The organism is Oscillatoria sp. HE19RPO (genome assembly GCF_024220515.1).
Taxonomy (GTDB): Bacteria; Cyanobacteriota; Cyanobacteriia; order Cyanobacteriales; family Laspinemataceae; genus Laspinema.
The window spans coordinates 1-3461 of sequence record NZ_JAMXOT010000317.1 but is presented as its reverse complement, the minus strand read 5'-3'; the positions used below and the strand labels follow the sequence as shown (position 1 = coordinate 3461).

The following is a 3461-nucleotide window of genomic DNA, read 5'->3' as shown; positions in this document are numbered from 1 at the left end:
TCGGTTAGAAACCCGGTTTCTCAGTCCTGGGTAGGGGGTCAGAAACCGGGTTTCTTGACAAAATTTCAGGCAAATAGCCACAATCTCGGTTAGAAACCCGGTTTCTCAGTCCTGGGTAGGGGGTCAGAAACCGGGTTTCTAGTCCTGAAGTTCTCCCCTATTTCCAAAGTAATCGTAAAATCCGCACTGCCATAGTAGAGTTGGAAGTGCAACCCCAGCCGTTAAAATGGAAATAGAAAAGAAGGGCGATCGCGTATCGGAACTGTTTGCCCCCGGTTGCCCCACGAATGAACATCTATAAAAATAGTGGGATAATTTTATGGCAGTTAAACTGCAACGACCTATTTTAATTGGCGGTTTGGGCTTATCATTTGGCCTATGGGCGATGGAAAGTTTGAATCACTCCTGGGGAGAAGCGGGGGAATTTGGGGTACTCGGCGCGATCGCCATCGGTGCCGGATTTTGGCTGTTCAAAAAACGGGAACCAGCAACCATCAAACCTATTGCCGCTGAATCAGTCACCGCAGAGATGCTGGAACAAGCCAAAAGCCAAGCGGAACTGGCGATCGCCAAAATCGAGGCAGAGGCAGGGGATGCCAAAATCATTGCTGACTTCAGAACTCGCCTAGGACAACTCTCACCGGATGCAACTCGGAATGCACTGCATCTGGCGATCGCCGGAGGTAAAAGTACCGGCAAAACCAAAGTCATGCAATGGTTACAGTCCAACTGGCAGTCTCAAACTGATAAAACCCTAACCTTTGCAGAAATTCCCGCCTTGTTTACCGTCAGAGATGCCGAGGAAGGGTTACCGTTACAAGCAACTGCGGCATGGAAACAGGCAATTGCTGCGGATTTGGTGGTATTTTTAACCAGTGGTGACTTAACCGACTCAGAATTTCAAGCCATCCAACAACTGACAATAGCAGCGGTCCCGGTTTTGGTTGCCTGGAATAAAAAAGACCAGACGTTACCGGAACAACAGGCGGGAATCTTGCAGCGTGCGATTGATCGCCTGGGATTGACATTAAATCCTGAAAATGTAGTGGCAATTTCGGTTGCACCCAATCCGGTGAAAGTGCGGCAGCATCAAAGTGATGGTACAACCATTGAGACAATGGAACAACCGTCACCGGAAGTGACTGCTTTGATGACGCGATTACAGGAGATGGTGGCACAAGAAAGCCAACAGTTTGTGATGGCGCAAAGTTACCGACAGGCAGTCGGATTAAAAGCGGAAGCACAACAGATATTAAACCAACTGCGTCGCGATCGCGCCATGCCAGTCATTGAGAAATATCAGTATATTTCCGCTGCGGCAACCTTTGCGAATCCAGTAGCAGCCTTAGATTTATTAGCCACAGGTGCGGTTACTACCCAATTAATTGTGGAATTAGGGGAGATTTATCAGCATCCCTTTTCCTTTGACCGAGAAAAGGCGATCGCTGCGGCAATGGGGGAACAACTGGTAAAACTGGGAGTGGTGGAACTGTCTACCCAAACCATTTCAGCCATCCTCAAAAGCAATGCTGTCACCTATGTTGCTGGGGGAGTCGTCCAAGGAATTAGCGCCGCCTATTTAACGCGGTTAGCGGGTTTGAGTCTGATTGAATACTTCCAGGCGCAAGACGTGAGTGCGGAGTCTGGGATTAATTTGGAACAACTGAGTGAAACCTTAAAAACTGTGTTCCAGCAGAATCAACGGATGGCATTTTTGCAAGGATTTGTCAAGCAGACTGTGACGCGATTCGTACCCGAATCGAAAAAGTCGGAAAGCCTCACTGCACAAGTGAAGGCTTTGCAGGAGAATAGAATAGCAGAGAGTGTAGCGATTCCGAACCTTGAGCCAAGCACCTAAGACCCCCAACCCCACCCCGACTTCTGCTGATTTGAATGGTTCAAATCGGCAGGATGTCCAGTATATGAACCGAGCCCGCGCCAGCATTCGGCAGGCGCAGTCGTTTTATTCGCAACATCGGCGATCGCGACAGCAGAGTATGGATGTCAAGCAGCTTGCCGCGATGCAGGCACAACTTGATAATCTGTCAGCTACCCTAGAAAGACTTGATGGCGGAATGATTCGCATTGCCGCTTTTGGGTTAGTCAGTCGGGGTAAATCCACGGTGTTAAATAGCTTGATGGGTCAGAGAATCCTGACAACGGGACCGATTCATGGAGTGACCCAATGGCCGCGATCGGTACAATGGGATGTCGGGGGGAATCTGGCGGTGGAGTTGATTGATACCCCCGGATTGGATGAGGTTGAGGGTCAAGTGCGATCGCAGATGGCGCGGAATATTGCTCGCGCTGCGGATTTGATTTTATTTGTGGTATCTGGGGATATTACCCGGACGGAATATGAGGCACTCTGTGAGTTGCGCCGGACTCAGAAGCCGTTGATTTTAGTGTTTAATAAGATAGATTTGTATCCGGAACAGGACCGGCAGGCGATTTATCGACAGTTACAGTATTTTGCCTCAGCGAAGCAGAAGCGGAAACAGGCAGCGGTGGAGAGTGAGGATGATTGGGTGGAAGCGGAGGAGACTCCGGGCGATCGCCTACCGCATCAAGAGGATATTGTCATGGTAGCAGCCGACCCGGCCCCGTTGCAAGTGAGAATTGAATGGCCCGATGGTCGGGTGTCTTACGAGTTGGAAACGCCACCCCCGCAGATTGAGGAATTGAAGAACAAGATTTTGCAGGTGGTGCAGGAACAAGGGCGATCGCTGTTGGCGATTAATGCCTTAGTGCAAGCGAAAGAGGCGCAGGAAGAGTTAGCGAAGGCGAGTATCAAATCGCGACAAGAACAGGCGGAGACGTTAATTTGGCGCTTTGCTCAGTATAAGGCAGCGGCGGTGGCGTTGAATCCGTTGGCGCTGTTTGATGTATTGGGGGGTGCGATCGCGGACTTGCTGTTAATTCGGGCATTGGCGCGGTTGTATGGATTGCCAATGACAGGATATGAGGCGGGTAAGTTATGGCAGCAAATCCTATTTAGTAGTGGCGGGGTACTGCTGAGTGAGTTGGCGAATGGACTGTTTATGGGATTTGGAAAGAGTGCAGCAGCAATTATCGGTGCATCGGGAGATGTCGGAGGGATGACTGGGTATGTTGGCGCGGCGATCGCGCAAGCATCTCTATCCGGATTTGGAACCTACAAAGTCGGACAAGCAGCACAAGTCTATTTAGAACAAGGCTGCACCTGGGGACCATTAGGCGCAAATACCGTCATTCACGATATTTTATCCCAAGTCGAACCCAACACCGTCTTATATCGCCTCCGAGAGGAATTGCAGCAACAATTAGAGGTAAAAAATTGAGAAATCCCGCACCCTGGAAGGGTGGGGCTACAAGGACGAAGCCCGCCTGCGCGGGCTAATTTTCAACGCCTATTAACAAGCCAATTTCAGATAATTTCGGCCCAATTCTAACTCCCCCCCTTAGCAAGGGGGGGCTGGGGG

2 protein-coding genes are annotated in these 3461 nt (G+C 50.2%); both read left to right on the top strand.

All coding sequences use genetic code 11. From position 1 onward, the window contains the following. The first annotated feature begins 319 nt into the window (after window positions 1-319). A complete protein-coding gene (locus NG833_RS24995) occupies window positions 320-1858 on the top strand; it encodes a DUF697 domain-containing protein (RefSeq protein ID WP_254567989.1) in 1539 nt (512 codons plus the stop codon). Window positions 1859-1922: 64 nt separating this feature from the next. Beyond that, a complete protein-coding gene (locus NG833_RS24990; protein WP_254567990.1) occupies window positions 1923-3320 on the top strand; it encodes a GTP-binding protein in 1398 nt (465 codons plus the stop codon). Window positions 3321-3461 lie beyond the last annotated feature (141 nt).

Bases quoted from the DNA above. Each gene is read 5' to 3' on its own strand.
- NG833_RS24995 (WP_254567989.1), top strand. From the start codon at position 320: ATGGCAGTTAAACTGCAACGACCTATTTTAATTGGCGGTTTGGGCTTA.
- NG833_RS24990 (WP_254567990.1), top strand. From the start codon at position 1,923: ATGAACCGAGCCCGCGCCAGCATTCGGCAGGCGCAGTCGTTTTATTCG.